Source organism: Rhizobium sp. LC145, from assembly GCF_001005825.1.
Classification (GTDB): Bacteria; Pseudomonadota; Alphaproteobacteria; order Rhizobiales; family Rhizobiaceae; genus Neorhizobium.
In genome coordinates this window covers 22537-47169 of sequence record NZ_LBHV01000006.1, presented here as the reverse complement: position 1 = coordinate 47169, position 24633 = coordinate 22537, and the positions used below count along the sequence as shown (strand labels likewise).

The following is a 24633-nucleotide window of genomic DNA, read 5'->3' as shown; positions in this document are numbered from 1 at the left end:
GTCTTTCCTGGATTCTTGATGACGATCAACGATACCGATTTCTGAGAGTTCCGGATATGCGGAAAGATACAAAAGAAGCGAAGCGGTGGATCACCGTCCAGGTCGTCAACCGGAAGCTTGTGGCGGTTGGCGGATAGTAGCTGCCTCTCAACCGGCAATTCTGGGAGCTTCCCGCGGTCAAGCCAGTTCGGACGATGGATGGGATGTAATCACAATGACAAGAGAGAAATTTTCCGCATAATTCAAAGCTTTTTACGATCACTGTCCTATCACTCAGCCTTGCCACAGTAGCAGTAGCTCAAACCGCAGGCGGAAGCAGGGGTGAGGCTGGCTCCGGACAGGGTGAGGCTGCCGGGGGCGGCGCATCAAACGGCTCCCAACGCACGGACGACAAAAGTAGCGCAAACAGGAATTGTGGCTACACATCAACGCATGGAACGGTGGGCAGCACCACAGGTTCCGTGCCACTCCCATCGCCGATACTTCTTGCTAACGTGATTGATGAGCATGGGATGCGGTTCTCATCCTCATTCCTCGTCAATGCCTAGGCCTTGAACTGGAACGTGCAGGGCATCATTCCACGGATTGCGATCCGGAGTGTTCGTATGCGCCAAGATGGGCAGACATTTCCCAACAACCGCCCGATCCGTTGGGGCGTTGGATTGGCGTTCAGGAGCTGGATCGAGTCCAGTCGACTCGGCTTTCCCTTTGCCTCCGTTAAGCAAGGAAACAATGATGAGACCGTCATCATTCATGCTGCGCGACAATGCGACCTCGACAGGAGCATTCCGATCGCTCGATTGATGAAACAGTAGCTCGCAGCCTTTTGGCTGCGAGCTACTTGTTTTTAGTTGGCTCAGATCAGAACGAACGCTGCAGACGGAGGAAGCCGTCCCAACGGTCGCCGTCGCCGAGATCGTCAAGATCGACGTCAGTGTAGTTGACGGTTGCCTTGAGATCCAGTCCTTCGGTGATCTCGTAGTCAGCGGTTACGCCAACGCGCCATGCGCTGCCGCCGTCATAGTTACCATCGGCATCGTACAGGATGTTATCCCAGTACTGGACGCCCGGAGCGATACTGAACTTTTCGTTGACCGCAATGGCGTATTCAGCGCCGATCGACCATTCAGAGAAGTCCCAGTAACGGCTGGCACCCGTCGAGTAAACGCCCATGATACCGAGAGTTCCCGGACCAAGACGCGCCGTAATCGTGGAGGCGATCACCGTCTCTTCATGGTCGAATTCATAGGCAGCGAAGAGGTTAGCGGATACGCCGCCGAACGTGCCGCCGATCAGGCCGTTAATGCCGAGTTCGTCATCGCTGTCGTCAGCATCGGTCTTCCAGCCGGCTTCCGAATTGAAAGCATCGGCCTGAAGGTAAGCCTGGAACGCCTCGTTCGCAAAGGTGTAGCGGATCGAATTGTTCAGGGTGTCCCCGCCAATGTAGCCGGCACCGGCAATCGGACCTTCGTCGGAGAGGAAGGTTTCTCCGTCCAGACCGATGTCGAAGTAGTTGTAGAAATAGCCAACGCGCAGACCGCCGAGTTCGATATAGGTCTCGTTCAGGCTAAAGTCGTCGTCGTCGTGGTTTTCGCCACGCAGAGTAATGAGCGAAGTCAGGGTACCGAGTTCGGTGTCGGTCTTGGCCTGGAGTTCTAGCTGCGCGCGCGTACGGGTCCGATAGCCGCCATCCTGGAGTTCCACACCGTCGATGTCGAAGTCGCTGCGTCCTTCGCCCCCCGCACGGACGTAACCGCCGATCTTGAGGCAGGTTTCGGAACCAGGGATGTAGAAGTAACCGGCGCCGAATGTGTCGCAGACGCGAACGTATTCCATCGGCTCGGGCTCAGCGGCCACGATCGCATCGGCAGCCTGAACGCTGGACAACGCCACAACCGCGCCGGCTGAGCCAAGAAGGAGGCTCTTTAGGTTCATTGGTAAACTCCTATTAAAATTGAGGATCATCTTAAAATGGTGATCACCCCGAATTTCGAGTTCCCCTCGGGGCCGAGGTCCGCGAACTCGTTGTTATCAGCTACGCACCAACAGGTGGTTTGTAAATCGACGATCAGCATGACCTGCCGTATTCAGGTCTGCTTTGAAGTTCACTGTGGGATAACGGACACACAATGCTTGCCAAGCAGGCAAATTAACTAATTTTTAGGCAATTAGCCTCCTGGATGAGCTTTCCTTTTCACGGGACGGTAAACCGATCGGCGATCTACAAATCCAGCTCTTTCAAATATATCCGAAACCAGTCTACGAATGCGCGAACTCCAGCATCCAGACCGGTCTGCGGCTTGCGCCCGGTCAGCGCAACTAGAAGATCGGGATTCGCGAAGGTGCCTGGAACATCCCCCTTCTGCATCGGCAACATCACCCGCTTCGCCGGGCGCTCCATAACCCGCTCGATCGTTTCGATGAAGTCGAGGAGGGCCACCGGCTGCCCACCACCAATGTTCATGATCCGAAAGGGTGCCTGATACGAAAGCGTATCGATTTCAGGCACCCGGTTTTCCTCGGAGGGGGCGATATGCGAAAGATCGATGATAGAATCCACCAGATCATCGATATAGGTGAAATCACGGCTCATCTTGCCTTCGCCGTAGATTTCAATCTCTCGATCCTCCAGCATGGCTTTCACAACCTTGAAGAGCGCCATGTCTGGCCGTCCCCATGGACCATAGACCGTAAAGAAGCGGAAAGCAGTTGTCGGTACCTTGTGCAGATGGGCATAGGAATGCCCCATCACTTCCATCGCCTTCTTGGTGGCTGCGTAGAAGGCCAGCGGCTCGTCGGCCTTATCGCTTTCGCTGAAGGGGATTTTCGGATTGGCTCCATAGACGGACGAAGTCGAGGCTAGCATCAGATGCCCGACACCGAGGTTGCGAGCGGCCTCCATGACGTTCCACGAGCCGACCAGGTTTGATTCAACATAGGCCTTGGGATTTTCCAGGCTGTAGCGCACACCAGCCTGCGCTGCCAGATGGATCAGGACGTCCGGTCGGGCATTGGCCACCGATTTTTCGAGTAGAGCCTTTTCCTCCAGCGTGCCGCGCGTTGATCGGAAAGCAGGAAACTGCAGAAGAGCAGCATTTCGAGCTTCCTTCAGGCGCAGATTGTAATAAGGCGTCATTCCATCAAAGCCGAAAACCTCATGGCCGCTTTCGAGTAACCGACGCGCGAGATGGAAGCCGATGAAGCCCGCGGTGCCGGTGATGAAGTACTTCATAGTGAACCCTAATTTGTGTGCTTGGAGCGTGCGGCTCACATGCCTCGTTTCAAAGAATTTAGCAATTCCCGGCCGACGCGTCTCTTTCGTCAGGCACGCCCTGCTGATGGCGTCGAAGGTAGCTCGGGAAAAAAGCACTTCGCAAAGCGAGTCTCTTCACAAGTGTGCCGCCTTGTTGCGCCGCCCCGTCGCCCTAAGCACCAGTGCCGATTTTGCATCGCTCATCCTAAAGGTCTCTTCCGTAACGATCGATCGCCGGAAGATGGTACTGCTATATCTTCCTCACAAGGCGGCACAATTCTGTGTGCCGGTCACAGTGAGGTGACTGTTGAGCAAGATGGTCCATGGCAGGCCTTATCGGGAAGGTTTAAGAAGCCCGGTACTGTTGCTGTGCGCACCTCATAGCGTCCTTGGCGATAGCTTGGTAGCCACGCAACGAAGTCGAACACCGCTTGAAAATTCACCGCCAGCTGGGCGAACATGCCACCTGTCGCGGAGGCCATGCGGCCCCTCGCGCCCCGGGCACATTGTTCGTGACGACGGCCAAGACCTCCAGTAAGGACACCGCCCACAACCAGACGATATTCTACGAGGCTTGGCGTCTGACAACCAACGCTATGACATCGACAATCTCCATACCGGTCGTGGCGCGTCCAAGCTCTGCTACCGCACGTGCCGCATAACGTTCGCGACGTGCTTGCCACCCATATCCTGAAGCAGATCGGTGGTGTATCGACCCAAGCAGGAAGCGCAATAAATCTACCAAGCGAGCCGCGGCAACCTGACTGCTTTGATCGAAACCGTTTATCCGGCTCGGTTCGATGAGCGAACATGCTCGTGCCATTCAAAAAAGCGAAAACGCACGGCGATCAGGAATATCCTACGTCATCAAACGTTCATAATCGGACACGGGAGATCTGAGCCGACTTGTTCACCTCCCCTCGATCTGAAACTGCCCTCTGATGATGGCGTATCCAAGGAGGCCAAGTGGTGGCGCACCTCATGTCCTTGCCCATAGCAAATCCGCAGAAAGACAAGACAACGACTGCCGCATCCGAGACCGTCGTATCCGTGCAATATCTCAAGCAGGTGGTTGCGGCACTGCTGGTTGGTTTTGCTGCTGTGCTGATCTTCTTGGCGATCGACGATCTAACTATGCAGATGCGGGCGACACTCTTCATTTTCTTCGCTGCGGTCATTGCCTGGTCGGTCCTCGATCTACCGGAGACACCGGTCGCGTTGGCGGGTGCCGTCGCGCTTGCCGTGGTCGGAGCCGTACCGGAAGAACTGGTCTATCGGTCGCTGGGCAATGACATCATCTGGTTGCTTCTGTCGGCCTTCGTGATTGCCGGTGTCTTGCGGCATGTGGGCCTGATCGAACAGGTGACTGACAGAGTGATGCCGAAGATACACAGCATCCGCTCGATGTTCTGGGTACTAACGCTGCTCATCTTCGCCACCGCCTTCGTCATTCCCTCCACATCCGCGCGCGCCGCAGTCCTGATGTCGGTTTATCTTGGCCTTTCCGCCGCAATCAACAATACGCGGATTTCCCGCGCACTCGGCCTGCTGTTTCCCACTGTCATTCTTCTCTCCGCCGGCGCATCGCTGATCGGCGCCGGCGCGCATCTCGTTGCCGCAGGTTTCCTGTCCCGCCTCACCGATAGTCAACCGGACTTCATCGGCTGGCTGGTTCTCGCCGGTCCGTTTTCCCTGGTAACCTGCCTGATTGCCTGCGCCATCCTGCTCCACGTGTTCCTGACCAAGGAGGAACGCGACAGGGCGCTGGGCGGCAACGCTACGCTAAAACGTCCCGCAGCCCTTTCGCGCGAACAAATCGCGGCAACTGCCGTGGTCTGCGTTACCGTGCTGATGTTTTCCACCCAATCCCTGCATGGCATCGGCATGGCACTGGTCGGCGTCGTCGCGGCGCTCGTACTGTGTATGCCTAATGTTTCCGGAATGACGCTGAAGGCCGCTTTGAAAACCGTCGAATGGAACCTCCTGCTTTTTATGGCGGGCACTCTGGTGATCGGCGAGGCGCTGATCGAAACGGGCACGGCCCAGATGCTGGCCGATCGGTTGGTGAGCGTTTTCCGTCAGAGTATGATTACCGCGCCCACCGTCATCATCTCGTTTGCCGTGATCATCGCCACCTTTTCCCATCTGGTGATTACCTCGCGCACGGCGCGGGCGACGGTACTCATTCCCGCCTTCGCGCTGCCGCTCTCGGCCCTCAGTGCCGATCCGGCCGTTCTCGTGATGGTCGTGACACTGGCTAGCGGTTTTTGCCAGATGACCATGGTATCGGCAAAACCGGTCGTGCTGTTCGGTGGCATGGAACCTGCGGTTTTTACCCAGACCGATCTGCGCAAGCTCGGTTACATCCTCGTCCCGCCTTTCGTATTCCTGCTCATTGTGGTGGCAACCGTACTGTGGCCAATGCAGGGCCTTCCTGTCAAAAAATAAGCAAAAATAACGGCCTACAGGACTTCAAGAGCCGCTCCACGCGGCTCTTTTTATTTAGCCGAGTAAATTTCTAGAATCTTGGAATAAGCATCGAGCCGTCACGTTTCCCTCATGTCACATACATGTCATGAAAGGATAGCTCCCATGCCCTTCCGCGTCGTTGTTGCCCCTTCCGGTTTCAAGGAAAGCCTCTCCGCCGAACAGGCCGCCGACTGCATCGAAAAAGGCGTTCTGCGCGCGTTTCCCGGATCCATCCTCACCAAGGTGCCTATGGCCGATGGCGGCGAAGGATTTACCCGGGCGCTGGTGGGCGCCACCCATGGCACAATCCATCCGGTCACCGTCACCGGGCCGGTTGGACAGCCGGTGCAGGCGTTTGTCGGCTTTCTCGGCGGCTGCACCGAGGCGACGGCGGTCATCGAGATGGCGTCTGCCGCTGGTCTCAGCCTCGTTCCGCGCGATCGACGCAACCCTTGCCTGACCACAAGTTATGGTGTCGGTGAACTGGTGCGTGCCGCGCTTGACCTCGGCGCCGAGCGGATATTGCTCGGCTGCGGTGACAGCGGCATCAACGATGGCGGCGCCGGGATGGCGCAGGCGCTGGGTGTCCGCTTGCTCGACGCTGACGGCAACGAACTCGACCGCGGCGGTGCGGCACTGACGCAGTTGAACCGCATAGACATCAGCGCCCGCGACCCGCGCCTCGCACATATCCGCATTGATGCAGCCGTCAACTGGCACAACCAGCTTCTCGGCGAGCGTGGCGTCGCGCGCGTTTTCGGTCCGCAGAAAGGCGCAACACCGCAGCAGGTCGAGCAATTGGCCGCGGCCATGGAAATCTACGCGGTCTGCATCGAAAACACCACCGGCCTGGATGTCGGCTCGGCCCCCGGCGCCGGTGCATCAGGCGGTCTGGGGGCAGCCGTTCTCGGCCTCCTTTGCGGCAGCCTTCATCCGCGCTACGAGATCGTCATGCAATATCTGGAGATCGATGATTATATTCGCGACGCCGATCTCGTGATTACGGCGGAAGGCAGCCTTGACGGCCAGACACCATTCGGAAAAGTTCCGGCCGAAATCGCGCGCCGGGCCAAGAAGGCAGGCGTCCCTGTGGTTGCGCTTGCGGGTACGATCGGCAAGGGCGTAAGGCTCAATCTCGATTGCGGCATTGATGCCTTCGCATCGATCCTGACGCGGCCATGCTCGCTCGAAGACGCGATCTCCTCGGCTCCCAAACTGCTAGCTCGCGCTGCGGAAGATGCGGTCAGGATGATCATGATCGGCACTACGTTACGGCTGTCGATGGCCAAGGCCGGATAAGTTCGATACAAACGCGCTCACACGGGCGACCATCTTGAAGATGATGGCCTGGAGGGCAGGATCTTGCTGGGATCGCTCAGCCCGGTTGAGTATCGTCAGAGCCTCGGCCTGAACTTATGAAGCAGTCCAACTTTCTATCCGCACCCCTCAACAACCTAACCCAATGAATACACTAAGAGGCATCCGTCTTTCTTCCGCAGGTCTAGCGAAAGAAGCTTCGAAAACGGTCACTATCGGAGATGACTGTCTTTGCGGGAAAAGGCGCCTCGTTGGAGCCGAACGGCATCTGCGCGCGTAATCTCCACGTCTCCGGTATGTCCCAATGCCTTTTGATCTTTGCGTCAACCAGCGGGTTATAATGCTGGAGACTGGCTCCAATTCCCACGCCAGCAAGCGCGATCCAGACCGAAAGTTGCGCCATACCAGAGGCTTGCTCGGACCAATCTGGAAAGTGATCAGCGTACAAAGGCCACTGATCTTGTAAGATCCTGACCACATTTCGGTCCTCGAAGAAAAGAACAGCACCTGCTCCAGCAGCGAAGCTATCGATTTTTCTGAAGGAGTGCATCTTCGCTTCTCCTTCAACGACATGACTCAACTCCGACTTCACGATGTTCCAGAGTTTTTGATTTTCATCGCGGTGCAGGATCACAATCCGCGAACTTTGCGAATTGAAGGCTGAGGGTGACAGGCGAACCGCCTCGCGAATAAGTGCATCAATCTCTTCGTCAGAGAACGCGATGTTTTTGCCGAGAAAATACTGTGTCCGACGTTTTGCAAGAAGTTGCACCGTCACACTGCGGCTATCCGGATTATCGGTTGGAAGGACCAATTTAATCTCCTGGCTTTTTGGTTGAATCAATCATGCGGCTTGGATCGTCGGAGCAATAGGCCGCTATGGCGAAACCCATTGTTGCGGAAAAAAGAACGATGCCAGCGCCCCTCGCCGCGTTGATGCGATCCGGAGGGGTTAGGTCGATGCGGCAGAGCTCGCCACTGATCTGCAGCAGTGATACCGCTCGGCTCCAAGGGCGACGGTGGGCCGCGATTTTTACCCGGCATTGCAACTTACTTGGTTCGTTTATTCAGCTCGGCCATAGGGTTGCTGTAGTACGTTAGTGCGAGCGCCTAGCGGATTGGGAACTTGACAATAATCCGCACCCCGTGTTGCAGTAGTTGCATTTACTGGAATATGGAGTTGCTAATGGCGGAACCTGAGTCTGTTGAGATCTTGGACTTGATCTCCTTCATTCGGGTCGTCGAAACCGGGAGTATCGCGGGTGCGGCTAGCCGTTTGGGGATCGCTAAATCGATCGTCAGTCGCCGCGTCAGTCGCTTGGAAAATTTTCTAGGTGCAACGCTCCTCACACGTTCCCAAAAGGGAACAGCCCTCACAGATGTTGGCCGTGAGTATCATGTACGAGCAGCTTCTGGGTTGGCCGAATTAGAGTCCGCGCAGGAGATGGTTGTAAGATCGACTACCGAAGCATCTGGCCAGGTTAGAGTTTCCGTTCCCGTAGCTTTCGGAGAGTTCTGTCTCGCTCCGCTGCTGGCCGAGTTCGCCCTCCTCCACCCACGGATCCATTTCGATGTCCGCTTTGAAGACCGTCAGCCGGATCTTGTCGCCGAGGCGTATGACTTGGCGATAAGGATCGGAAGCATCCCTGATTCCGTGCTGATTACCAGAAAACTTGCAAAGGTCCGTTGGGCTGTTGTCGCCAGTCCCTCCTATCTAGAAGCCAGTGGGCGCCCCTCAAAGCCCGCTGAACTGGCTGCGCATAACGCCATACTCTACACCTTAGATACGGTCAGCTGGCGTTTTCATGGTCCGGATGGGTGGGAACATGTCCGTGTGAACTCACAATTTCGCACAGACAATGGTCAAATGATGCTAGCCGCCGCGCGCGGCGGACTTGGTATCGTGGTACTGCCGATCTTCATGGTTCAAGGTTCCCTGGACACGGGAGAACTTGAGATCGTCGTGCCCGGTTATCAGCACGAAGGTGCTGATCTCCACATTTTGATGCCACCGGCGCGCGCCGGAATAGCTCGAGTGCGTGCACTTGTGAACTTTTTGTATGAGAAATTCGAACGTGAGATCTGATGGAATTGCCGCCTTACGAGTTCGATAACTCGTGGTTTTCCTCGCATTGGCGCTACGACCTGACGCAAACTCACCAGGAGAATACTGTCATTTTCTACGGCGTTCTCCCCGTAAAATTAGCTAGGGCTTATTTCCACTAAGACCGCGATGCGCTCCCGAGGGTCGCGATAGGCGGGAAAGCGACCGAAGAGTTCCTTACTTTCTGTAGCTGGGCAACGCCCTTCGTGTCGAGTGCGCGTGCGGCAGAATAGTGCAAGAGCTGGAAAAGAAAATTCTCCGCAAAACGACGCTTTCAGTGTTCCGGTGTTGCCAGAATCTGAACTCAACGTTCCGGATAGCCATACTTTCAAATGGCTAAGATGCGTTCAATATCGTTTTCAGCCAAGCGAGAACGCTTCGCTCCAACTGAACAAGGAACCAAAATGTTCAACTCAAAAACACTATTCGCCGCCGCCGCTGCCCTTCTGGCATTTTCTGCGTCCGGCGCCGCAATCGCTGAAGGCGACTACTACCAGGGATTCGCTGGCCAGCAAGTAACTTTCAGTGACCCGTTGCAGACCAGCAGCAATAGCGACCACAACGTAAATCGTAGCGACTTTCTCTTGCTGACATCGGGCCAGACAGTCGACAGCGGCGATTACTACCACGGCGTAAGCCGCCCGATCTAGAGCATTTCCAGCCGAAGCGGGATCGCTACGGCGTCGGATAACGCAGGGAAAACAGGAATCTAGAGCAATTCCGGTGAGCCGGGTTTCGCCGGAATTGCTCTAGACAAGCAGATCATTCACAACCCCGGCATTCCGCGCGCAGGTAGCAACTTGGCACGAAAGCCATAGCTTCAAGGAATCGATCAGATGACCAAGTCTCTCAATTTCATTGCCGCTCTCGCAGCCTTCTTCGCATATGCGGGCACCGCGATCGCGGATGGCGAATACTACGCAGGTGCTTCCAGGCACGCGGATAACCACATTGACCGCATGCCGACGAACAGCGTGGGCGACCGCGGTTACGTCCTTCGGCAAGACACGCAACCCAATGCAGATAGCGGTGATCATTACGAGGGAGTGGAGCGTCCGCGATAACCACCAAGGAAAAGCGAAGGCCAGCGGCTCTGCAGCTGGCCTTCGCTGATTCTGAGCGCTTGATGTAGGCGCCCATCCCAAGAGGCGCCGAATTCGGCGATGGTCTGATCCCCTAAACTGGACCTTCTAACTGGAATTTCTCGCTGTATTTCCCGGCTGGGAAAGGGAGCGGAAGCATGAAGGCATCGAAGTTCTCAGACGCTCACAAAGCGCAATTTTGAAGCAGGGTGATAACGGTGCCGGAAACGGCGCACGTCACCTGCTCCTCCGAAATCGTCTAAGCAGCAATCGGTCCTATCCCGGGGGTTTGCACAGGAGTTGATAAACCTGATGGTCTGCCAGCAGCGACTGCGCGATTGCTCGATGCAATTTCGTTCGCGGATTAGGCTTCGCCCATGGCCAATAAATTTGCGGAACATGCTGATCGCGAAGGCGTCTTCGGCTATAGGCCGCGCGTTGGAGCGCCAGGACTGGTGATCGAGGACGGGTGGCGACCCACACGCTAACCTCGGAAGCTATGGCCTCAGGAACAATCGCGAAGCTTGCGGATAGACTGAAGCCGCGCGGTCGTATGGCGCAATGGAGACATCTTCACCATCGCACAAACCTGAGGCCGTGATGCCAGGAGTTGAAACGACGAGGCTCGCGATCCCATCGTTGACCTTCGAAGGCCAGGGCCTACCATGAGACCGCAAGATCAGATGATCTTAACCGTAGGACGGAGCGCACTCGACAACGTTTTGCCGATGTCTTTCAAGTGCCTGTGCCAACGAGGCGGGCGATCGAAACTCTCGCCAAATCGGCGAAATCCTGCTCGACCTGCGACAGTTGATCGGTGATGCTGACACGCGCTTCCACCGCAGATGATATGCGGTCGCGCAAGGTCGGGTCGGCTTTACTCGCATGTTCAATCAGCGCATGTATGGCCGTATCCGTTGCAAATTTCTGGGCGCTTTGCAGGAGGGCGGATTTGTCGCGCGTCTCCCTTTCGAGCTCCGCATGGCTCTCCGTCTTTCGGCGCCTCGACCGAATTCCTTGTTCTTTTTCCCAATAGCGGGCTGTACCGCGCCCCACATAGAGTATGTCCCAGGCGCGCTCTGGATCACCACCCTTGGCCGTATCCGCATCAGCACCACACAGGTGTAAAAATAGCCGACGCGTGGCGACGTCCGCGAAGTAAGTTTGGGCGGTGGTGCGCGGTCCAAGTGACCGAAATGCAGCCTCCGATTCCTTTGCCGCCTGGGTGATAGCTGCATGTATCGCATCCATCATAGTTCTTTCCGCCTGCTTCACCGCGTCGACCTTGTCCTGCAAATTACTATCCTTTCGAAAGGTGCTGCATCCAACTCGAGGAGATGCCAACCGGTTTGATCGGATATCTCCATTGGTCAGCCAGACGCGATTGGTAACATTAAGTGGGAATTACGTCGCAAGACCGCATGCAAATTTCCGTTTAACCTCCAGTAATCCCGGCCGCGAGGAACATCTTTAGACCAACTGGCTCCTTTTATCGCAGCAAACCCGGCTTAAGAGCGATGTGCTTATACTCGATAAAGTCCTCGATGGCGGCAACGCCGTTCAGCCTCCCGAGACCGGATTGCTTGAAGCCACCCTCCTCCGTCCCGTCGTACACTTTGGCCCAGTCGTTGACGAACACGCTTCCCACTTCAAGCGCCTGTGCGACCCGTAACGAGCGATCCAGGTCCCGCGTCCAGACCGAGGCGGACAGGCCATAGTCGTTATCGTTTGCCAGCACGACGGCTTCCCGCTCATCTGAGAACCGCTGGATTGTTATGACGGGACCGAATGTTTCCTGCTGCACGATCGGCAGGCTGTTGTCGAATACCTCCAGCATCGAAGGACGGAAAAAAGCACCTTTCGCCAAAGGGCCTTCTGGCACGGGACCGCCTCGAACGACCACAGTTGCACCCTTCGACAGCGCATCTTTCACTACGTTGTCGACACGGGCGACGTTCTCCTTGTCAATGAGTGGCCCCATATCGCTCGCTGAGTCCGATGCCGGCCCGACTTTGACAGCACGCAGCCTTTCGGCGAGGCCGTCGCGCACCAGTTCATAGATTGAACTCTGCACCAGTAGCCGTGAGCCGGTCATGCAGAACTGACCAGCAAAGATGGTGAGAGCCTTTTCGAGAACAGGCAGCATGGCTTCAATGTCGGCATCGTCAAACACGATCATTGGGGTCTTGCCGCCGAGTTCGAGCCCGAACCGCTTCATTCTCTTCGCACCGATAGCCCCGATGGTTCGCCCGGTCTGTGTGCTTCCAGTGAAGCTGATCGTCGGCACATCGGGACTTTCAACCAGAAGCGCAGCGCCGTCCGCACCGCTCTCGACGAACATGTTCACGACGCCTTCCGGCAGGTCTGTCGCTTCCGCGAGGACCTCGGTTAGAACACTGGCGATCTGCGCCGTCTGACCGGGCATCTTGATGACGACCGTGCAGCCGGCGGCGAGCGCTGGAGCGAATGAACGAACCGACAATATGACGGGAGAATTCCAAGGGACGATGATCCCCGCCACTCCCATCGGCTGGCGCAGAATCACGGAGAGGCTGCCGGGCCTGGGCGATGTCGCTCGCCCTGCCTCCGTACGCGCCATAGCAGCCCAGTATCGAAGCTTGCTCGGACTACCGTCGATCTCCAGCGCCGCCTCGCCGAGCAGTTTGCCGTTTTCAAGCGAGAGGATGTCGATCAGGCGTTCGCGATTTCGCTCGATTGCCGATGCCATCTGATCGAGCACCCTTGCCCGAAGCTCAGCATCGTCGCGCCAAGCGGTTCCGCGGAATGCGCGTTTTGCGGCTTCGATGGCAGAGTGCGCGGCCGCTCCGCCATCGTCCGGATAATCTCCGATCGTCTCATATGTCGCCGGATCGATGGAGCGGCCGCGTTTGGAAGACGAGACAAAGGTGCCGTCGATCCAGTTGCTTGCGGAAAACGTCGTCATTGACTTGCCTTTCTGATGTTGCAAGGGCGCGCGAGATCCGGCCCGCGCTCACCGGCGGCCTCCGGACACAACGGGGTAATGCCCACTCGATTTCGAGGTGTGCCGGAGGACGATCCCGGTTCAGGTCAGGAACGGTGGGGGATTTTCGCCCCTCAGGCGGTAGTTCGGCCGCGGCCTTTCCAGGCGGATCGACTCCAGCACGGTATAGGCGTGGTATTTCGTCTGGGTCGTCACGCCCGCAAGCCGCTCGGACCAGAGCTGGCCATTGCTACTCTTCTTTTCCAGGACATATTTCGTGGCAAAATTGGCCATCGAATTGATCCAGTTCTCGGTCCCGGAAAACACCTGGTCCCAGCCGGCGCCCTCCAGGATGCTGACGAGCGCATCCGACCGGCTGAAGCGATCCACGGCTGCCTGTGCTCCGTCGAGGACGTCCTGGAAATACTCGATTGAAGCTGCGACCGTTTCCGGCGTCCCGTATTTCATGTGATGGCCGGCCACGAGGAAATCGAAGTCATATTCCATCAGTTGCTTCTGGGCTTCGTACCAGCCGGTAATATTCTGCGATGCGTCGCAATGCATGAAGGTGGCGCTGCCGGGACTGACGATGTCGATGACGGTCAGCACCTTTTGCGCTGGCGCATAGATAAAGATGTTGCCGGGGCAGTGGTTCTCGCCCTTGTAGGACAGTTCGAGCGTCACCCCGCCGACGACAAGCAGATGATCCTTGTCGAATGTCACGCTCGGTACTGGTCGGTTTGGATCAGGAAACCGCTCGAGCAGTTCCCTGGTGATTTCGTGTGCGACGATCTCGACATTCGGTCCGAAAACAGAGGCGGCGCCGATGTGATCGGTGTGCCAGTGGCTGTAGATCAAATGCGTTACCGGTTTGTCCGTGACGTCTTCGATCGCGGCCAGCATGTTTTCACCGATCGTCGGCGGTGCGTCGATGGCGACGACACCGTCGCTGGTCACGACGAAGGCTGCATCGTAGCCTCCACTGGTGACCCAGTAGAAACCGCCACGAAGCTCCTCGACATGGTAGCCGAGCCGCTGGAAGCGTTCGGAAGAGAAATACTCAGGATAGTACCCTGGCGGATCTGCGGGGTGTTCCCCGGCCTCCGGAAAGCCGTAATGGTCGATCCCGAAAAAGTTCGGCTCGTCGGTCGCTCTGATCAGCTTCTGGTGTCGGTCGCACATGTGATCAATCCTCCATGATGATTTCATATCGAAAGAAAGTGGGTGGCTAAGCTGCTTGCGGGGGAAAGCGTAGGACGGCCTTGATCGCGCGCCCTGCCGCGACATCGTCAAATGCCTTATTGATGTCGGCGAAGTCGTAGAAGGTGAGCAGCCTATCGAACGGGAAACGGCCGCTTCGGTAAAGACCGACCAGTTCCGGAATCATCAGGCCGGAAATGGCATCGCCCTGGATAATCCCGATGAGGCTTTGCCCTACCGTGAGCCGGGAGGCATCGACGACCGCGCCCGAATGGTCATTGAAGGCGACGAAACCGAACTGCCCCATCGGAGCAAGAGCGCCGATGCCGGCGTCGAGGTTCTCCTTCCGACCGCTCGTGTCGAGAACGTATTCGACGCCGCGAGGCGCGATATCCTTGATCGCCGAGGCAACATCGGCTTGCTCACGTGGGTTGACGCAATGCGTCGCGCCGAGCTCGGAAGCGAGCTTCAGCCGTTCGGTATTGACATCAATGGCGATAATGACGGCCGCATCGGCGACCTTGGCAGCCATGATCGCCGCCAGCCCCACTGCCCCTACCCCGAAAATGGCGATAGAGGCGCCTACCGGCACTTTGAGCGCCTTCAAGACCGAGCCGGCACCGGTCTGGAAGCCGCAACCGAGCGGTCCAAGCAATTCGAGCTGAACATCGTCGGACACCTTGATGGTGTTGCGCTGGTGGGCAAGAGCATAAGTCGAGAACGAGGATTGGCCGAAGAAATGGGCATGGAGCCTGTTCCCGTCGGGCGCTGCAACGCCGATCGTTCCATCGAGCCTGGCGCCGGCAAAATTCGTTTCCCAGACGTGGTCGCAATAGGCCGCATGGGAAGACATGCAGGGCTTGCAATGGCCGCAGGAGTGATAGGAAAGAATGACATGATCGCCGGGCTTGAGATGCGATACGGTCGATCCGACGTGTTCAACGATGCCGGCGCCTTCATGGCCCAAGATCGCCGGCAGCGGAGTTGGCATGAGCTGTTGCCTGACATGCGCATCGGTCGCGCAAATACCCGTAGCAACCATGCGAATGAGCACTTCGTCGGGGCGCGGTGCCTCAAGCTTCACTTCACGAAGAATGAAGGGGCCGTTTTTTTCTTCCAGTACGGCTGCGGTGGCTGATTGGGTCATCTTTTCCTCCATGGGCTGATTTCGGATACTGGGACGAGTGATCCCGCGCACGGACCGGCGGCGATCCGTGTTCGGATAGGCTTGATCCGATCCGCTTGAGTTTTGGACGAGCGGTGGTGAAGCGGCTGGTTTTCTCAGACCGTTTGCGGGCCTGTTGCTCGCGAACATATCCATGCTGTCGAACGGCTAAAGACAGCAATGGCGGAACGTCGGGTTGCTGATAGCGAAACCCTTTGTGGATTCATGGCAGCTGGACAGTCAGATCAGACAGGCCGCATCTCGCCGGCATTCGGGAATTTGCCTTGGCGGTATGCGGCATAGTAGCCGGCAAGCTCCTCTTTGGAGCCTGCGATAAATGGGCCTTGTGCCACGACATGGATGTTTTGCGGTTGGCCTGCATACAAAAGCACGCGCGCGCCGTTCTCGCCCGCTTTCAGCCTCATTGCGCTTTCACCGCCAGTTGCCAGCGGATTGGTCCAACCGACCTTATCCGTAGTGAGAGCCGTCGCTCCGGCGCCTGCCTCGATTTCACCCGCGATGACCACGACGAAGCCATTATATGATGACGGCAGAACCTGCTCAAACTCGGCGCCTGGCTCAAGCCGAATTTCGACCAAGGTTACAGGCACGGCATTCTTCGTCGACGCGATGATCTCTGCCGAACAGCCACTGTAAACGGTCGTCTCGAAGCCGTCGCCGCGGTGTACCGGCATTTCATCCCGTCTCAGGATCTGCACCCTTGGCGCCATGTTGCGGTCCCGCTCGGGGAGAACCAGCCATAGCTGAAACAGACGCATCCCTGTTGAAACCTGGGTATCTTCCGAATGTACGATGCCGCTTCCGGCAGTCATCCACTCCACGTCGCCCTGGGCCAGACGTCCACCGGCATCTGCCATCGTGCCGTCAAGCATGAACGTGACAGTCTCCAGGCCGGCATGAGGGTGGGCCTCGCCGAATTGCCCCTCTCCGGTCACATGGTCGTCCGCCATTAAGAAGAACGGATCGGTCGAGGAAAAATCTCCCGGCGCGATGACGAGGGCTGCTTTATGCCGCTCGCCGGCGAAACCGGGCCCGAGAGGCGGTGTGGTCGTAGTCCTGTTGATGGACCTTTGAAGCATTTTTGCTGCACTCGTGAAGTTGAGAGGTGAAACCTGTCCGCTCTGTCAACGGATGTGTAGTGATTTTGAACGAGGCACCGCTCGCAACAAGTCACGATCCCCCGAACCCTATGTTGCCAAACCAGCAACGCCTCAGGCCACCTGAATTGCGTTACGCTGCTGCGGATTGATGCTGACAAACCAACAACGAGAGCACGATGATGAGACTAACGCAGCGTGTTCGCAGCTTTTTCCGTGAGGAAGCATGGGACTTTCCCGAGCATGAAAGACCAGTGGCAGCGGGGTCGCCGGCGACGCCAGAGCATGTCCTGACGCTGCGGATCGCCTATGCCCTAGTCGCAATTCTGGTCGGCCTGACAGGCGGACTGGGCAACGCACTGGTCATGGTCAATATCGCGGAGCTCCAAACGGGCTTGGCGTTGAGCTCCGTTCAGGCGGCCTGGCTGCCGACGGCCTATGCCATGACCAATATTTCTGCCAATCTGCTGCTGATCAAGTTCCGCCAGCAGTATGGTCTGCGTGTATTCACGCTGGTTGCCCTCGGCCTGTATGCTCTCCTCTCCCTTACCTATCTGTTGACCGCAGATCACTGGCTCACACTCGCCATCAGGGCTGCAAGCGGCTTTGTTGCGGCGGCGTTAACGCCGCTGTCTTTGTTCTACGCGATGCAGGCCCTTCCGGGCCGTTGGCGCGTCAGGGGGCTGATACTTGGCCTTGGTATCTCGCAATGCGCGTTCCCGCTTGCAACCGTCATCTCGCCATGGCTGTCTGCCGGATCGCATTGGCAGTCGATATTTCTGCTAGAAGCCGGTCTCGCATTTCTCTCTTTCGCCGCCGTCGGGGCGTTCCGGCTGCCACCCGCCGAGCGAGAGCGGGTCTTCGAACCTATGGATTTCCTCACCTTCCTGCTTTTGGGTGGTAGCCTCGCTCTGATTGCAGCAGTGTTGGGGCTCGGACGATTGGAGGGATGGATCGAGACGCCTTGGATCATTTGGTTTCTGTCGCTCGCGCTTCCGATGATCATCAGCGCGCTGATACTCGAGAACGGCCGGACCGCACCTCTCCTCAACCTGCGCTGGCTCGGGAGCGGTGATATCGTCCGCTTTGCTTTTGCAATTCTCATGGCCAGGATCGTCCTTGCCGAACAGAATGTTGCAACCAAGTTCCTGACGGCGCTAGGAGGCAGCGACGAACACATCAGAGCACTTTCGATCGTCAACTTTGTCAGCGCTGTTGCCGGCGTGATCGCGAGCGCAATCACGGTGAATGTCGAAAAACTGGTGATGCCCATGATGCTGGCGGTCACCGCAATAGCTGCCGCGACACTTGCCGACAGCTCCGCCACGAGTCTTGAGCATCTGCCCTGGTTTTATTTGTCCCAAGCGGTGATCTCATTCGCGGCCATGTTCTTTCTCGGGCCGGCACTGGTGTTAGGCATCACGAGCGCGCTGCAGAAAGGCGGCCGAGAACTCTTGAGTTTTATCGTCCTGTTTGGGGCGATCAATTCGATTGGCGCCCTCACCGGCCAGGCCTTGTTCGTAGCCTATATCGACGGCATCGCGACTGTTTCGCGAGATTGGGTCCTTGCCCATCAGAACGCCTTGCGCTTGGCAGCGGTGTTGGCTTTCTTCACCGCGGCCTATCTGGCTGTGCTCCTCGCAATTCGTATCCGCCATAAGCTGGCGGAAATCCGCCGGGAAAAACAGGTGTCCACTAGCGGTGCTGCCCCTTTCAATCAGGTTGGTCCGCCTAAGCGGCAGTCAGGAATGCCTTGGCACCCGCCGACCCTTTCGTTTCAGGCACGCGTGGTCTTGAGCGCTGTAGCGACAACCGGGGCAATACTTCTTTTGGTCGCAGTGTGGCCGCAGGGGCGCTAGGCGATATCCATGGCGTGGATGTCCGCCCATACCGTTTATCGATTTCGTCGCAGTGCCGGGGTCGATTAGATCTTGCTCAGGACGCAGGTAGCGTCCCGCAACGTGATTTGGAGCATTGCAGATGTCGGATAAGAAATTTCGTGTGGGTATTATTGGAGCAGACACTCACGCAAGCTGGGCAGGCGCATCGCATGTGCCAGCTCTGGCGTCACAAGCTCACCTGACGCTGGCGGCAGTCGCGACCCGACGCGAGGAAAGCGCCAAGGCGGCGGCCGAAGCATTCGGCGCAGAACTCTGGTTTGCCGATCCCTACGCGATGATCAGCGACGAAACCATTGACGTCATCACGGTCGCCGTGAAGGTGCCGGCGCACAAGGATCTTGTGATGGCGGCCTTGCAGGCGGGTAAAGCCGTCTATTGCGAAGCGCCTCTGGGCGCAACGCTGACGGAAACTAACGAGATGGCGGCAGCAGTCGGGTCTTTACATACCGCGATCGGCCTGCAAGGCCGGCATAATCCCGCCGTCCGGCGTGCGGCGGAACTGGTCGCGTCAGGAAAGCTCGGTCGCCTGATGTCAGCGCGTGTCGGCGCAACCACGTTCGGCTACGGTCCGCAATCTCCGAGCATGTACGACTATTTCAACAAGGCCGCTTCTGGCGCCAGCTTCATGACGATTACGGCAGGCCACGTGCTGGACGTCATCGAGGCTGTGCTCGGCAACATTGTGGAGGTCGATGCGCGCACGGAACTGCTCTGGCCGGAGATCGAGATCGTCGATACAGGCGAGACTTCACAGCGAGAGATTCCGGATCATCTCGATCTGATCGCCAAGACGGCAAGCGGTGCGCCTGTATCCGTGCAGATTCTGGCCGGTGTACCTGCTGATGAGGCGAGTTTTGTATTCGAGATCCGTGGTTCGCAGGGCTGGCTGAAGCTGACCGGCAATCATCTGGCAGGCGTACAGGTCGGAGACATTTTACTTTCATCGAGCCTGGAATTCGCTGCGCCCGATAGGCCGGTCGCGAACGGTGTCGGCCCAACAGCGGCCGATTTCTGGGCAGGAGCCGCTATCAATGTCGGGGAGGTCTATGCGTCCCTGGGGCGCGATCTGACGAATGGTACATACACCACTCCCGGTTTCGACCATGCCCGCCATAACAGCCGTTTGATCGCGGCCGTCGAGCTTGCGGCAAGAACTGGCGAACGGCAGCACATCGTGTAAGGCGCCGTAGAAAGGCTCGGCATTCGCAACGAATGTCGAGCCGGCCGTGAGCGCAATCAGTGTGGAAACGCGCGCAACAAAGCGAGCGCCGGCAATCTCGGAGATACCAGAAAGAAGGACGACATCATGCAAATGCGCAAGCTGGGTGAAAGCGGGTTGTTCGTGTCGGAATTGTGTTTCGGCGCCATGACATTCGGCGGAACTGACGGATTATGGGGAAAGGTGGGAAGACTTGGACAGGGGGATGCCGATGCACTGGTCAAGGCCGCTCTCGACGCCGGCATAAACCTGTTCGATACGGCAAACGTCTATGCGCACGGACGCAGCGAAGAAATACTGGGACGCTCGCTGAAGAACCTTGGTGTGTCGCGCCGGGATGTCGTGATCGCCACCAAAGTCGCCTCCGCCATGGGTGACGGACCAAACCATCGCGGCGCTTCGCGGAGGCATGTAATTTCCGAATGTCGGGCAAGCCTCGGCCGGCTGGGTCTGGACCACATCGATCTATACCAGATCCACGCATTCGATTCCGCGACACCGATCGAGGAAACGCTGGAGGCGCTCGATACACTCGTGCGGGCCGGGGACGTCCGTTACATCGGCCTTTCGAACTGGGCCGCGTGGCAGATCATGAAGGCGATCGGGATAACACGCGCCAGAGCCCTCGCACCTATCACGTCACTGCAGGCATATTATACGCTTGTCGGGCGCGATCTGGAGCGCGAGATCGGCCCGCTGCTCTCATCGGAACGTGTTGGCCTCATGGTCTGGAGTCCGCTTGCCGGCGGCTATCTCACCGGAAAGTATTCTTCCGGTGGCAACGCAGCAGGCGGTCGACAGACGGAACTGGATTTTCCACCCATCGATCGCATCCGGGGAGAGCCGCTGATCGCGGTCCTTAAAGCTGTCGCGGAGAAACACGGCTCCAGCCCGGCACAAATCGCGATCGCCTGGTTGCTGAAGCAAAGCGTCGTCTCGACCGTCATCATCGGCGCCAAGCGCGTCGAGCAATTGCAGGAAAACATTCGGGCCGCATCGATTGACCTGGACGATGACGACATGGCGAAGCTCGATGCGGTCAGCCGTCTTCCCGTCGAGTATCCTGGCTGGTTGCTGAACGCCGAAAACGGACACTCGCGCTGACATAGAGAATATGCTTGAGATCGATGAAGGATGGGCTTAATGATCCATGCCATGAATTTACATGGTATCGATCTCAATCTTCTGGTAGCCTTTGATGCTCTCAATTCCGAGCGCAATGTGACACGTGCCGGAAGCCGTATCGGCCGCACCCAGCCGGCCATGAGCGCGGCTTTATCGAGATTGCGGTTTCTGCTGCGCGACGAATTGTTCGTTCGTGGGCCGACCGGTCTTCAACCTACACCGCGCGCTGTAGAACTTGCCGAACCTATCTCGCTTGCTTTGCGGGAAATTCAGCGGACATTGCAATTCACACAGGGTTTTGATCCCGGCAAATCGACCATGTCTTTTTCCATTGCCGTTTCAGCACATGCAGGTTCAGTCATATTGCCGCGCCTCCTGTCACTGCTTGAGGAAAAAGCCCCCGGCATTGATATCAAGGTGAGGGATTATAGCAGCCGCGATGATGCGATTTCCCTGCTCGATAGCGGCGGCGTCGATCTGACGGTCGGAATTCCTCCCGCGCCCACGAGCCGGATCCTGAGTGCCCGTCTTTTCCAGGAGCGATTCGTTTGTATCCTGAGGAAGGATCATCCAATCCTCGGCCGCCCTTTCGATGCCCAGACGTTTCTGTCTCTGACACATATCCTGGTCGCCCCCGACAATGAGGGCCTGGATGTTGCCGATGCCGCATTGGCTTCGAAGAATTTCAGGAGGCGCGCGGCCGTGACCATTCCCCATATGCATGCCGCGCCGGCATTGGTTGCAGCGTCGGATATGGTTGCGACAGTCATCGAAAGCGTCGTTGCTCATTCAGGCTTTGCAGAGCGTCTCGCTGTCTTCGATTTCCCGCTCCCCCTAAACCCGATACCATTCGTGCTGTCGTGGCATCGTCGCAATGACGGGCACCCGGCACAGCAGTGGCTGAGAAACGGTCTGCTCGCCGCGTTTCCCCACGTGTGGCTCGCTTCAGAAAATATCTGCAGCGATCTTGCCCAGCAGTACTATTAGGCGGCCATCCGTATCGCCGCCAAGCAGCTCAGAACGCGGAACGCTCAATTGGCATCACACAGCCATCGGCGTCTGATGCACGACGATTGGCGCATGGAAAGGAACGCGGTCGTAAAGGTCAACGATGTCCTGGTTCATAAGGCGGACGCAGCCGGATGAAACAGCCTTGCCGATGGATTGCCATTCGGGATTGCCGTGGAGACGATACAGCGTATCTTCTCCATTTTGGAAAATATAAAGGGCCCGAGCGCCTAGGGGGTTATGGAGACCAGGATCCATCCCTCCGTTTGCGACAGAGTATTTTTCCAGTTCGGGTTGCCGGGCAATCATCTCGCTTGGCGGCTTCCATCTTGGCCAATGCTGACGCCAGTGGATATATCCGTTCCCTTCCCACGAAAATCCGTCGCGGCCGATGCCAACGCCGTATCGTAACGCGCTTCCGCCGTTTTCCACCAGATAGAGAAATCGCCTTGGCGTATCGACGACAACAGTTCCTGGCGCCTCCCCGGTCGGGTCAGCGACGCGCTGCCTGAGATATTCCGGGTTCATTCGCTCAAAAGGAACTGCGGGAACGAAATGTCCGCCGTCTTCAAATGCGGCGTAACGGGAAGCGAGTTCCGGGTCGATCGGTGAAGGCGTTGGATCGGTAATTCGCTGAGGCGAGTTCGACGCCGATCTTTCTTGCACTGTTGTGCATCCGCCGAGTATTGCCGGCGCCGCCAGAGAGCCGAGTACGAACGTACGGCGAGATATGAAACTGTTTGGATTCTGCATTATGGAAAGTGACCTTCGGGTTGGGCCTGGCATACATTGCTTGAATCGCACAGTATCCCCCCTCCGACCGAACATTCCATATCTGCATGAGTGATAGCCCTCATAACCGTCGGCTATGCCGTGACCGCTACCGCTGCTCCGCTGAGATCCCTTCAATGGTTCTGAGTCGCGGCATGACGAAGTCCGTAAATGCTCTAACGACCGGTCGCATAAACTTTGTGGACGGATAAGCAAGGAAAGCTTCGGTAGATCGGAGCCAATATTCGGGAAGCACCCTTACAAGTTCGCCGCTGGCCAGCAACTCCGATACGAGGTTCTTCTGCACCAGTCCAACGCCCCGACCACGTAAAAGTGCTGCGATCATCACATGCGCATTGTTCGTTGTGAGTATCGGCCTGACGACAACGTCCTCAGCGCGCCCGCCTGGTCCCAACAGGGAAATGGTGCTGCGCTGAGCGAGCATCTTCGGGGTACCGATGACGTCAAGCTCCGAAAGCCGTTGTGTGTCTTCGATCTCCCCCACCTGTTTCAGGTAACGAGGGGACGCGACGAGAAATCGCTCCACCCACCCGATGCGGCGTGCGATGACCTCCTGATCCTCGATTTTTCCGTAGTGAAGCGACAAATCGAAGTTATCATAGACCAAGTCGATTGTGCGCTCGTCGAGAGCCAGTTCGACTGAAATCCCGCAATGCTCATCCTGAAATTCCCCGACTATCCGTTCGAGATGGCCAACACCAATGCAAGATGGGGCGTGAATTCTCAGATTGCCTTCAATCTCACCTGTGTTGATGCGAACGCCCTCCAGCGCCGCGTCGATCGACGCGATCGCAACGCGGCTGGCCTCGTACAATTCGAGCCCATGCGCCGTCGGGCGAACGATTTTCGACGACCGCTCCAGAAGCCTGGCTTGAACGTGCCGTTCGAGGTTCGAAATATGCTTCGTGACCGCCGGCTGCGTTACCCCGAGGTCCCGTGCCGCAGCCGTAATCGAACCCTTCTCGACGGTGCGGATGAAGGCCTTCAAGGCAACGTTGATATCCATGATATTGCTCTTGGTTATAATCTTCCCCGGCCATAACCAAAAGCTTAGAATATGGCGTGATGATGTTTGGGAGCGGCAAACCGCCAAAATTTAGTGTGTCTGCCCACCGCAATCGGTCAATCATCTTGCGAGTGGACCAGCGCAAAACGGCGATCAACGGCTGGATGCCAGCCTGCTTCTGATTTCCGTCAGTAATCGTTTCTGCTGATTGTTCGTATTATCGAGGGCATGAAGCCAGAGCAGCGCTGCTGCTTGCTGTTTCCCACTTCTGCTTAGAGCGTTGTCGAAGTCTCTCATCCATGACCCGAGATGTGCGATGTAATCGTCGGCAAGCGCTGAAATCTCGCCGTCGTCGCTATCCGGCCCTAATGCATCGAAACGATGCCCCAGCTCTCTTACGGTAGCACCATGTTCGATATCTGCCAGTTGGTCGTAGAGCCGGGCCAGTTCTGCGCGCTGCTCTTTATCCAAAAGGTGTGACAGGAGTACAGATTGCTCTCGACCGGCTCGGACCGCTATAGGCTCTCGTCCCGCCTCCAGCGCCATCAGCGACGCGGCGAATTCCGGTGCCATGTCGGGCGGTCCTTTGCCGTCGCGCAGCGCTGCCACAATTCGGCGTTGATGATCGAGAAGTTCGATCTGCCGCGTCAGCCCGTCATGAAGAGCCTCTAAACTGCCTATGCTCATCCCGGTATGATCGTCGAGAAGCGTTGGGATTTGCGAGAGCGAAATACCGAGCGCGGTCAATCGAACGATACGCAGCAGCCGGATCAGATGCGGCAGGCCGTAAATGCGATACCCTTTATCCGTCCTTGGCGGCTCCGGCAAAAGTCCGATCTGGTGGTAGTGCCGCAGCGTGCGGATACTCACGCCCGCCAGTCCTGCTATCTCCTTGCTGTGCATGAGCCCCCC

The 24633-nt window shown here is 57.4% G+C and carries 20 protein-coding genes and 1 pseudogene; 10 read left to right on the top strand and 11 right to left on the bottom strand.

Going from position 1 to position 24633, the window contains the following annotated elements; genetic code table 11:
* Nucleotides 1-861: 861 nt before the first annotated feature.
* Nucleotides 862-1935 carry a porin gene (locus tag YH62_RS17890; protein WP_046795633.1) on the bottom strand — a complete coding sequence of 358 codons (1074 nt, stop codon included), beginning with the start codon at nt 1933-1935 and terminating at the stop codon, nt 862-864.
* 286 nt (nt 1936-2221) lie between these two features.
* The gene (locus YH62_RS17885) at nt 2222-3232 is read right to left on the bottom strand and encodes an NAD-dependent epimerase/dehydratase family protein (protein ID WP_046795632.1); all 1011 of its coding nucleotides are present in this window, start codon (nt 3230-3232) and stop codon (nt 2222-2224) included.
* Nucleotides 3233-3750: 518 nt separating this feature from the next.
* Here YH62_RS17885 and YH62_RS30795 point away from each other — a divergent pair.
* The 3 genes and pseudogenes from YH62_RS30795 to YH62_RS17875 all read left to right on the top strand — a co-directional run.
* A pseudogene (locus YH62_RS30795) lies at nt 3751-3958 on the top strand (hypothetical protein); the annotation flags it as partial.
* A gap of 276 nt (nt 3959-4234) precedes the next feature.
* Entirely contained in the window at nt 4235-5701 is a 1467-nt protein-coding gene (locus tag YH62_RS17880; RefSeq protein ID WP_046795631.1) for an SLC13 family permease, read from the top strand.
* Between the two features lie 144 nt (nt 5702-5845).
* Nucleotides 5846-7021, top strand: coding sequence for a glycerate kinase (locus tag YH62_RS17875; RefSeq protein ID WP_046795630.1), 1176 nt, complete (start codon nt 5846-5848; stop codon nt 7019-7021).
* A gap of 202 nt (nt 7022-7223) precedes the next feature.
* Here the strand turns inward: YH62_RS17875 and YH62_RS17870 are convergent, their stop codons facing one another.
* Nucleotides 7224-7817: a nitroreductase family protein gene (locus YH62_RS17870; RefSeq protein WP_046795652.1), complete on the bottom strand. Its 594-nt coding sequence runs from the start codon at nt 7815-7817 to the stop codon at nt 7224-7226.
* 408 nt (nt 7818-8225) lie between these two features.
* On the opposite strand from YH62_RS17870, the gene YH62_RS17865 reads away from it, so the two are divergent.
* The 3 genes from YH62_RS17865 (at nt 8226) to YH62_RS17855 (ending at nt 10207) form a co-directional block, all read left to right on the top strand.
* A complete protein-coding gene (locus YH62_RS17865) occupies nt 8226-9125 on the top strand; it encodes a LysR family transcriptional regulator (RefSeq protein ID WP_046795629.1) in 900 nt (299 codons plus the stop codon).
* 350 nt (nt 9126-9475) lie between these two features.
* Nucleotides 9476-9793, top strand: a complete 318-nt coding sequence (locus YH62_RS17860; RefSeq protein ID WP_137326849.1) for a hypothetical protein — start codon at nt 9476-9478, stop codon at nt 9791-9793.
* Between the two features lie 186 nt (nt 9794-9979).
* Nucleotides 9980-10207, top strand: coding sequence for a hypothetical protein (locus YH62_RS17855; protein WP_046795627.1), 228 nt, complete (start codon nt 9980-9982; stop codon nt 10205-10207).
* A gap of 753 nt (nt 10208-10960) precedes the next feature.
* Here the strand turns inward: YH62_RS17855 and YH62_RS17850 are convergent.
* The 5 genes from YH62_RS17850 to YH62_RS17830 all read right to left on the bottom strand — a co-directional run bounded on the left by YH62_RS17850 (nt 10961) and on the right by YH62_RS17830 (nt 16523).
* Nucleotides 10961-11521, bottom strand: coding sequence for a hypothetical protein (locus YH62_RS17850; protein ID WP_046795626.1), 561 nt, complete (start codon nt 11519-11521; stop codon nt 10961-10963).
* A gap of 193 nt (nt 11522-11714) precedes the next feature.
* Nucleotides 11715-13169 (bottom strand): aldehyde dehydrogenase family protein, encoded by a 1455-nt coding sequence (locus YH62_RS17845; RefSeq protein ID WP_046795625.1) that lies wholly within the window; start codon nt 13167-13169, stop codon nt 11715-11717.
* Nucleotides 13170-13289: 120 nt separating this feature from the next.
* The gene (locus tag YH62_RS17840; protein ID WP_137326848.1) at nt 13290-14369 is read right to left on the bottom strand and encodes an MBL fold metallo-hydrolase; all 1080 of its coding nucleotides are present in this window, start codon (nt 14367-14369) and stop codon (nt 13290-13292) included.
* Between the two features lie 46 nt (nt 14370-14415).
* Nucleotides 14416-15534, bottom strand: coding sequence for an NAD(P)-dependent alcohol dehydrogenase (locus tag YH62_RS17835; protein WP_046795650.1), 1119 nt, complete (start codon nt 15532-15534; stop codon nt 14416-14418).
* Nucleotides 15535-15797: 263 nt separating this feature from the next.
* Nucleotides 15798-16523 (bottom strand): pirin family protein, encoded by a 726-nt coding sequence (locus YH62_RS17830; protein ID WP_245282126.1) that lies wholly within the window; start codon nt 16521-16523, stop codon nt 15798-15800.
* 326 nt (nt 16524-16849) lie between these two features.
* On the opposite strand from YH62_RS17830, the gene YH62_RS17825 reads away from it, so the two are divergent.
* The 4 genes from YH62_RS17825 (at nt 16850) to YH62_RS17810 (ending at nt 21902) form a co-directional block, all read left to right on the top strand.
* A complete protein-coding gene (locus tag YH62_RS17825) occupies nt 16850-18529 on the top strand; it encodes an MFS transporter (RefSeq protein ID WP_052760453.1) in 1680 nt (559 codons plus the stop codon).
* A 121-nt stretch (nt 18530-18650) separates the two neighbouring features.
* On the top strand, nt 18651-19751 hold the full coding sequence (locus YH62_RS17820; RefSeq protein ID WP_046795623.1) for a Gfo/Idh/MocA family oxidoreductase: 1101 nt from the start codon (nt 18651-18653) through the stop codon (nt 19749-19751).
* Nucleotides 19752-19877: 126 nt separating this feature from the next.
* A complete protein-coding gene (locus YH62_RS17815) occupies nt 19878-20894 on the top strand; it encodes an aldo/keto reductase (RefSeq protein ID WP_046795622.1) in 1017 nt (338 codons plus the stop codon).
* 30 nt (nt 20895-20924) lie between these two features.
* Nucleotides 20925-21902, top strand: coding sequence for a LysR family transcriptional regulator (locus YH62_RS17810; protein WP_082118405.1), 978 nt, complete (start codon nt 20925-20927; stop codon nt 21900-21902).
* Between the two features lie 54 nt (nt 21903-21956).
* On the opposite strand, the gene YH62_RS17805 is transcribed toward YH62_RS17810, so the two are convergent.
* From YH62_RS17805 to YH62_RS17795, 3 genes are all read right to left on the bottom strand, one after another.
* Nucleotides 21957-22676: a L,D-transpeptidase gene (locus YH62_RS17805; protein WP_046795621.1), complete on the bottom strand. Its 720-nt coding sequence runs from the start codon at nt 22674-22676 to the stop codon at nt 21957-21959.
* A gap of 127 nt (nt 22677-22803) precedes the next feature.
* Entirely contained in the window at nt 22804-23721 is a 918-nt protein-coding gene (locus tag YH62_RS17800; protein WP_046795620.1) for a LysR family transcriptional regulator, read from the bottom strand.
* Nucleotides 23722-23874: 153 nt separating this feature from the next.
* Nucleotides 23875-24624 carry a MerR family transcriptional regulator gene (locus YH62_RS17795; RefSeq protein WP_046795619.1) on the bottom strand — a complete coding sequence of 250 codons (750 nt, stop codon included), beginning with the start codon at nt 24622-24624 and terminating at the stop codon, nt 23875-23877.
* Nucleotides 24625-24633: the final 9 nt, after the last annotated feature.

Excerpts from the sequence above, each read along its gene's own strand:
- YH62_RS17840 (WP_137326848.1), bottom strand. The coding sequence starts at position 14,369 with ATGTGCGACCGACACCAGAAGCTGATCAGAGCGACCGACGAGCCGAAC.
- YH62_RS17800 (WP_046795620.1), bottom strand. The coding sequence starts at position 23,721 with ATGGATATCAACGTTGCCTTGAAGGCCTTCATCCGCACCGTCGAGAAG.
- YH62_RS17835 (WP_046795650.1), bottom strand. The coding sequence starts at position 15,534 with ATGACCCAATCAGCCACCGCAGCCGTACTGGAAGAAAAAAACGGCCCC.
- YH62_RS17825 (WP_052760453.1), top strand. The coding sequence starts at position 16,850 with ATGATGAGACTAACGCAGCGTGTTCGCAGCTTTTTCCGTGAGGAAGCA.
- YH62_RS17845 (WP_046795625.1), bottom strand. The coding sequence starts at position 13,169 with ATGACGACGTTTTCCGCAAGCAACTGGATCGACGGCACCTTTGTCTCG.
- YH62_RS17820 (WP_046795623.1), top strand. The coding sequence starts at position 18,651 with ATGTCGGATAAGAAATTTCGTGTGGGTATTATTGGAGCAGACACTCAC.
- YH62_RS17830 (WP_245282126.1), bottom strand. The coding sequence starts at position 16,523 with ATGGCGGACGACCATGTGACCGGAGAGGGGCAATTCGGCGAGGCCCAC.
- YH62_RS17860 (WP_137326849.1), top strand. The coding sequence starts at position 9,476 with ATGGCTAAGATGCGTTCAATATCGTTTTCAGCCAAGCGAGAACGCTTC.
- YH62_RS17805 (WP_046795621.1), bottom strand. The coding sequence starts at position 22,676 with ATGCAGAATCCAAACAGTTTCATATCTCGCCGTACGTTCGTACTCGGC.
- YH62_RS17885 (WP_046795632.1), bottom strand. The coding sequence starts at position 3,232 with ATGAAGTACTTCATCACCGGCACCGCGGGCTTCATCGGCTTCCATCTC.
- YH62_RS17855 (WP_046795627.1), top strand. The coding sequence starts at position 9,980 with ATGACCAAGTCTCTCAATTTCATTGCCGCTCTCGCAGCCTTCTTCGCA.
- YH62_RS17890 (WP_046795633.1), bottom strand. The coding sequence starts at position 1,935 with ATGAACCTAAAGAGCCTCCTTCTTGGCTCAGCCGGCGCGGTTGTGGCG.
- YH62_RS17865 (WP_046795629.1), top strand. The coding sequence starts at position 8,226 with ATGGCGGAACCTGAGTCTGTTGAGATCTTGGACTTGATCTCCTTCATT.
- YH62_RS17880 (WP_046795631.1), top strand. The coding sequence starts at position 4,235 with ATGTCCTTGCCCATAGCAAATCCGCAGAAAGACAAGACAACGACTGCC.
- YH62_RS17810 (WP_082118405.1), top strand. The coding sequence starts at position 20,925 with ATGGGCTTAATGATCCATGCCATGAATTTACATGGTATCGATCTCAAT.
- YH62_RS17875 (WP_046795630.1), top strand. The coding sequence starts at position 5,846 with ATGCCCTTCCGCGTCGTTGTTGCCCCTTCCGGTTTCAAGGAAAGCCTC.
- YH62_RS17795 (WP_046795619.1), bottom strand. The coding sequence starts at position 24,624 with ATGCACAGCAAGGAGATAGCAGGACTGGCGGGCGTGAGTATCCGCACG.
- YH62_RS17815 (WP_046795622.1), top strand. The coding sequence starts at position 19,878 with ATGCAAATGCGCAAGCTGGGTGAAAGCGGGTTGTTCGTGTCGGAATTG.